Raw genomic sequence first — 6,762 nt, 5'->3', positions numbered from 1 at the left:
AAACTGCCCCCAGCAGCAGCGCTGCCACCAAGTTAACGGTGGCACTGCAGCGCACCGCAACATAAGGCAGTAAAGCAATGAGTTACATCATCGACCGCCGTCTCAACGGCAAGAAAAAAAGCACCGTCAATCGTCAGCGTTTTTTGCGGCGCTACAAGTCACATATCAAGAAAGCTGTCGGCGAAGCCATGAATAGCCGATCCATCACCGACATGGGTACCGGCGAAAAAATCAGTATTCCCACCCGCGACCTCAATGAACCCACCTTCTCCAATGGCCGCGGCGGTCATATGGAGCAGGTATTGCCTGGCAACAAGGAGTTCATCACCGGTGATCGCATTCCCCGTCCCGGCCAGGGGCAAGGTCAGGGTAGCGGTGGCAGTGGAGCCAGTGACAGCGGCGAGGGAATGGATGAATTCGTTTTCCAGATTTCCCAGGAAGAATTCCTAGATTTCATGTTCGAAGGGTTAGAACTGCCGAATATGGTCAAGCGTAAGCTCGCCGGCAATGATTCCTTCCATGTAGTCCGGGCAGGTATCTGTAACGAAGGTACGCCCGGCAGGCTCAATGTTGTGCGCTCCATGCGCGCTGCCAACGCCCGTCGAATAGCGCTCAGCGGCGGAAAACGTCGCAACCTCAAGTTACTGGAAAAGGAACTCCAGCAAGAGGAAAGCAAAGACGCGGCACTGCGAGACCAGCGTCGCGTGGATCAGTTGCGCCTGGAAATCGAAGACTTGCGGAGTCGCATCAAGCGCATCCCGTTCCTCGATGACTTTGATCTCAAATACAACCTGCTGGTGAAACAGCCGCGCCCCAGCTCCAAGGCGGTGATGTTCTGCCTGATGGATGTATCCGGCTCGATGAACCAGGCCACCAAGGATATGGCCAAGCGGTTCTTCCTGCTGCTGTACTTATTCCTGCAGCGCAGTTACGAATACACCGAAGTAGTGTTTATCCGTCACCACACAAGCGCCAAGGAAGTGGATGAGCAGGAGTTTTTTTACTCCCGAGAAACCGGCGGTACCATCGTATCCAGCGCACTGAAAATGATGCGCGACATCATGGCCGAGCGCTATCCCGCGAGCGAATGGAATATTTACGGTGCACAGGCTTCCGACGGCGATAACTGGAACGACGATTCCAGCACCTGCCATAAAATCCTGATCGACGACATCATGCCCCACGTACAGTATTACTCCTACGTGGAAATCACCCCCAGAGACCACCAGGCCCTGTGGGATGAATACCGGAGTGTCGAGCAGCTGTTTCCCGAACACTTCGCCATGGAGCAGATTATCGACGTAGGTGATATCTACCCGGTATTCCGTCAGTTATTTACCCAGAAGGTTGCAGCCTGATGCTAGACACAGCGATCAATAACAAGCAGCCCATCTCCACCACTTCCGAGTGGACTTTCGAGCTCATTCAGGAGTACGACCGGGAAATCGCGCTGCTGGCCAAGGAATTTGGCCTGGACACCTATCCCAACCAGATAGAAATCATCAGCTCCGAACAGATGATGGATGCTTACTCATCGGTGGGTATGCCGGTGGGTTACAACCACTGGTCTTTCGGAAAACAGTTCATCAGTGTCGAAAACAATTACCAGCGCGGGCGCATGGGGCTAGCGTACGAGATTGTGATCAATTCCAATCCGTGTATCGCTTACCTGATGGAAGAGAACACTATGACTATGCAGGCGCTGGTCATTGCCCACGCCAGTTACGGTCACAATTCTTTTTTCAAGGGAAACTACCTGTTCCGCACCTGGACCGACGCCAGCAGTATTATCGATTACCTGCTATTTGCGAAAAATTACATCACCCGCTGTGAGGAGCGCCACGGGGTAGACGAGGTAGAAGCGCTACTGGATAGCTGCCACGCGCTGATGAACTACGGAGTGGATCGCTACAAGCGCCCTTATCCCATTTCCGCCCACGAAGAGGAACGCCGGCAGAAAGAGCGCGAGGAGTATCGACAGCGCCAGCTGAACGACCTGTGGAGAACGATTCCCAAGCTGGGCGGAGCGGAGGAAAACGCGCAACCGCACCGATTCCCGGAAGAACCGCAGGAAAATATTCTCTACTTCATTGAGAAAAATGCACCGCTACTGGAAAACTGGCAGCGCGAGCTGGTGCGCATCGTACGCAAGCTGGCACAATATTTTTATCCACAGCGCCAGACTCAAGTAATGAACGAGGGCTGGGCTACCTTCTGGCACTACACGCTGCTAAACGAGCTACATACGCGCGGCAAGGTGACCGACGGCTTCATGATGGAGTTTCTCACCAGCCACACCAGCGTGATTTACCAACCGCCCTATGACAGCCCCTACTACAATGGCATCAACCCCTACGCGCTGGGTTTCAGTATCTTTACCGATTTGCGCAGGATCTGTGAGAATCCAACGGAAGAAGACCGCGCGTGGTTCCCGGACATTGCCGGCAGCAACTGGAAAGAGACCCTGCAATTCGCCATGCGGGATTTCAAGGACGAAAGTTTCATCCTGCAGTTTCTGTCACCCAAGGTGATGCGGGACATGAAGCTGTTCTGCATTTCCGATGACGACCGGGAAAAGGAAATCGAGGTCGGCGCCATTCACAATGAGGAAGGCTACCGGGAACTGCGGGCAAAACTGGCAGGGCAATACAACCTGGGCAACCGCGAGCCGAACATCCAGGTCTACTCCGTGGACACTCGCGGAGACCGCTCCATCACCCTGCACCACACCCAGCATCAGCGTCGGCCGCTGGGCAAGGACACCAGTGAGGTACTGAAACACCTGCATCGTCTGTGGGGGTTTGACGTGCACCTGCACAGCCTCAATGGCGATGAGATTACCGAGAGTTACCACTGCCCGGAGCAAGGCAGAGACAGGTCGGAAGAAGAGGAATCCATGCTGGTACCCAAGCCAATCTGAGGGTCGAAATACCAGCAAAGGGGGCTATGCCCCCTTATACTCGAGAGGATGGTCTGTAGTGACGTATTCGCGCCAGACATCGACTTGAGGTTCAGGCGTCCATTAACAGGTTAACTCGACCTACCAGCTCGTTGCGATCGCAGCCTGCAGCAACCACCGCATCCGCACCCGCATCCAGCCAGCGCTGCTGGTTTACTTCGCCCACTGGCGCTACCACCAACACACTCAGGGATGAGAAATCACTGCGTGAACGCACGAAGTCCAAGATCTGGAAACCGTTCACGCCTTCAAGGTTGGCATCCAGCACCAGCATCCCCGGCTTGCCGCTCACCATCACCGCGCCAGCGGTGAAACTGTCTCCCGCGATATCCACATCCATACCTGCCTGCTGCAGTAACTGGCGGGCAGCCGCCAGTTCCAGCGAGTCAGCCACCAGCAATACCTTGCGGGTTGTACAGCCGAGCTCTGCCGGTACCGGCATGGCGTTATCGCGCAGGAAGGTTACGAAGTCCTCCACGCAGATTCGGTGATCGCCGCGCCCAGGGAGCTTGTAGGCCTTCAGCTGACCTCGCTCAATCCAGCGGATTACGGTGCGGAAATTTACTCCACAATACCGGGCTGCTTCCCCGGTTGTAAGAACATGCACTTCGCTCATTTTATTACTATCCCCCACGAATCGCGCATTTAGTTATTTATTATGCTGAATTAAACCAAACAAACAGGCGTTAATTCTATGCCTATATAGGTTTAACGAACCAACCGACAGTTCCCTCAATAAAAGTTTGATAGCCATGGTTGACAGCTATGACAGGTTAAATAGAATGGACAGCATGTTACGTAGGGTCATTTAACCATCTGTAACAGGCGCTATCTGCACCGATTCTGTAGCCTTTTGTAACGAACTACAGATAGATCGGCGTATCTGGCGCAAGCGAGCTTGTTGGGATTCTCTCTCTAGGAATACCCTAAGACCCTGGGCCCCCTTGAACTTTCGGGGCCTTTTTTTTATCTTCCCCGCCCTCTAATTTCCTACTATTTACCTGTCCCCGCGCCTTTTTGGCGACGCGCCTGTCAGGTTCAGCAGCATCTATGGCAATTTTCGCCCTCCCGTTTTTAATCGATACGACCGGAATCGCCTCGGGAGTCACACCATGAAATGCTATCTGGTCGGCGGCGCGGTACGTGACCACCTGCTGCAACGCCCCGTGCACGAGCGCGACTGGGTCGTTGTCGGCGCCACTGAGACGGAGATGCGCGCGCAGGGGTTTCGCCCAGTGGGCAAAGATTTCCCCGTATTCCTGCACCCGGATAGCGGAGAGGAATACGCCCTCGCCCGCACCGAGCGCAAAAGCGGCCACGGTTACGGCGGCTTTACCGTCTACGCCAGCCCCGAGGTCACCCTCGAACAGGATCTGCAGCGCCGCGACCTCACCGTCAACGCCATGGCCCAGACCGAGGACGGCAAGATTGTCGATCCCTACGGTGGTCGCGCAGACCTGGAAGCGCGCAAACTGCGCCACGTCTCCCCCGCGTTCAGCGAAGATCCCCTGCGTATTCTGCGGGTCGCCCGCTTCGCCGCGCGCTACGCGCCTCTGGGATTTCAGGTAGCCGATGAAACCATGACGCTGATGCAAGGCATGGTGGATGCAGGGGAGGTGGAACATTTGGTGCCGGAACGGGTATGGAAGGAAGTAAGCCGCGCCCTTACCGAGCCGCGGCCAGATGTTTTTATCCGGGTATTGAGGGATTGCGGCGCACTCAGGGTGTTACTGCCGGAAGTGGACTGCTTGTTCGGGGTACCCCAACCCCCGCTGCATCACCCCGAAATTGATACCGGAGACCATATATTGCGCGCCCTCTGCCAGGCCCCGAAAAAGCTGCCGGTACGCTTTGCGGTACTGGTACACGACCTCGGCAAGGGCGTTACCCCGGAGGATGTACTGCCCAGCCACAGGGGGCACGAAGCTGCCGGTTTGCCGCTGGTAAAAGATGTATGCAGGCGACTGCGAGTACCCAATCCCATCACCGCGCTGTCGCTCGGTGTATGCGAGTACCACCTGCACTGCCACCGCGCATTTGAATTGCGCCCGCAGACCATTATGAAAATGCTGCGCGCCCTCGATGCCCTGCGTCGACCTGAGCGGTTCGCACAGTTTCTGGAGAGCTGCGAAGCGGACGCCCGCGGACGCAAGGGCCTGGAAGACCGGGAATACCCGCAGGCGGATTACCTGCGCGCTGCTCGCGAAGCTGCGGCCAGTGTGGACCCGCAGGCACTGATCGCCGAGGGATTTGAAGGCGCAGAGCTGGGCAAGGCCCTGGAACGTGCGCGCCTGCAGGCGGTTGCAGATCTAAAGAGCACCTACATCGCGCCGGGCCAGGACTGATATCCTTCCCACACAGCGCCTCGCAAAACGACCCTGACTGGAAGACCACCATGGCCACCGCCCTGATTACAGGCGCCGCCGCCCGACTGGGACGCGCCATCGCCGAAGAACTGCACCGGGATCACCAAGTCGTCATCCACTACCGTCATTCCGCCGAGGCCGCGCAAAGCCTGGTAGCAATACTCAATGCCAAACGCCCAGACTCCGCCGCTGCCGTGCAGAGCGACCTGCGCTCAGCTGAGGACTGCCAGAATCTGGCGCAGGCCGCCCTGGAGTGCTTCGGTGAGGTGAACCTGCTGGTCAACAATGCATCCGCGTTCTACCCAACGCCTATCGGCAGCGCCACAGAGCAGCAGTGGGAAGAGCTGATGGGAAGTAACCTCAAGGCCCCGTTTTTTCTCAGTCAGGCACTGGCGCCAGTGCTGGCCCGCACGGGTGGCAGCATCGTAAATCTCGCGGATATTCACGCCGATAAGCCGATGCCCAGCCACACCGTGTACAGCGCTGCCAAGGCCGGGTTGGTAATGCTGACCAAGAGCCTGGCAAGGGAACTCGCCCCGCAGGTGCGGGTAAATGCGGTGGCGCCCGGTGCGATTCTGTGGCCAGAACAGGAGAGTGAAGGCTATAACAAGGAACAGATCCTGATGCGCATCCCCATGCAACGCAGTGGTGACCCGTCAGACATAGCCCGCACGGTGCGATTTCTCGCCGCGGACGCACCCTACATCACCGGCCAGATCATCGCCGTCGACGGCGGCCGAAGTCTCAATATCTGACAACCCGACCATTTAGAGTAAGGAACAACCCCGTGAGCGAAAAGCAGTTTATTTCCGCCCAGTCATTGCTGGAGGACTCATTCACCCTGGCGTTGAAGGTGGTCGAAAGTGGTTTTATGCCGGACTACATCGTCGGCGTCTGGCGCGGTGGCGCCCCTATCGGCATCGCGGTTCAGGAGATGTTCGATTTCTTAGGCTTTCACGCCGACCATATCGCGATACGCACTTCGTCCTATACGGGCGTCAACCAGCGACAGAAAGAGGTGAAAGTGCACGGACTCACTTACCTGATCAAACAGGTGGAGTCCCACGAGAAAATGCTGATTGTGGACGACGTCTACGATACCGGGCTCAGCATCCAGCAGGCCATCAGTGACCTGCGCAAGGCGTGTAAGAAAAACACCCCGGAAATTCGCACGGCCTGCCCCTACTTCAAGCCCAATCGCAATCAGACCGATTGTGAGCCGGATTATTACCTGCACAAGACGGACGAATGGCTGGTATTCCCCCATGAATTGAAGGGACTAACGGAAGCGGAAATTCTAGAGAACAAACCGGAACTGCGCCGACATCAAGCACTGCTTGAGAAAGTGATGAATCGCGAAAAGTGATTTTTCGGGAGAAATGCGCGAGAAGCGGGGAATAATATAAACAGACGATGAGGGCGACCGCGGTCGCCCTC

Annotated in this window: 6 protein-coding genes; 5 read left to right on the top strand and 1 reads right to left on the bottom strand. The window is 56.5% G+C overall.

Annotated elements, in window-relative coordinates; all coding sequences use genetic code 11:
• Window positions 1-77: 77 nt before the first annotated feature.
• A complete protein-coding gene (locus B4U49_RS01770; protein ID WP_078082868.1) occupies window positions 78-1,358 on the top strand; it encodes a YeaH/YhbH family protein in 1,281 nt (426 codons plus the stop codon).
• Entirely contained in the window at window positions 1,358-2,920 is a 1,563-nt protein-coding gene (locus B4U49_RS01765) for a SpoVR family protein (protein WP_078082867.1), read from the top strand. Before B4U49_RS01770 ends, B4U49_RS01765 begins: the two co-directional genes overlap by 1 nt.
• A 91-nt stretch (window positions 2,921-3,011) precedes the next feature.
• On the opposite strand, the gene B4U49_RS01760 is transcribed toward B4U49_RS01765, so the two are convergent.
• Window positions 3,012-3,575: a helix-turn-helix domain-containing protein gene (locus B4U49_RS01760; RefSeq protein WP_078082866.1), complete on the bottom strand. Its 564-nt coding sequence runs from the start codon at window positions 3,573-3,575 to the stop codon at window positions 3,012-3,014.
• Between the two features lie 496 nt (window positions 3,576-4,071).
• Here B4U49_RS01760 and B4U49_RS01755 point away from each other — a divergent pair, with 496 nt between their 5' ends.
• Genes B4U49_RS01755 through B4U49_RS01745 form a run of 3 tightly spaced genes read left to right on the top strand, consistent with a single transcriptional unit; the run spans window position 4,072 to window position 6,691 of the window.
• The gene (locus B4U49_RS01755; protein ID WP_078082865.1) at window positions 4,072-5,304 is read left to right on the top strand and encodes a multifunctional CCA addition/repair protein; all 1,233 of its coding nucleotides are present in this window, start codon (window positions 4,072-4,074) and stop codon (window positions 5,302-5,304) included.
• A 50-nt stretch (window positions 5,305-5,354) separates the two neighbouring features.
• Window positions 5,355-6,080, top strand: a complete 726-nt coding sequence (locus B4U49_RS01750) for a pteridine reductase (RefSeq protein ID WP_078082864.1) — start codon at window positions 5,355-5,357, stop codon at window positions 6,078-6,080.
• Window positions 6,081-6,112: 32 nt separating this feature from the next.
• Window positions 6,113-6,691, top strand: coding sequence for a phosphoribosyltransferase (locus tag B4U49_RS01745; RefSeq protein WP_078082863.1), 579 nt, complete (start codon window positions 6,113-6,115; stop codon window positions 6,689-6,691).
• Window positions 6,692-6,762 lie beyond the last annotated feature (71 nt).

Source organism: Microbulbifer mangrovi (genome assembly GCF_002009015.1).
Lineage (GTDB): Bacteria > Pseudomonadota > Gammaproteobacteria > Pseudomonadales > Cellvibrionaceae > Microbulbifer > Microbulbifer mangrovi.
This window is presented reverse-complemented; position numbering and strand designations above follow the sequence as displayed.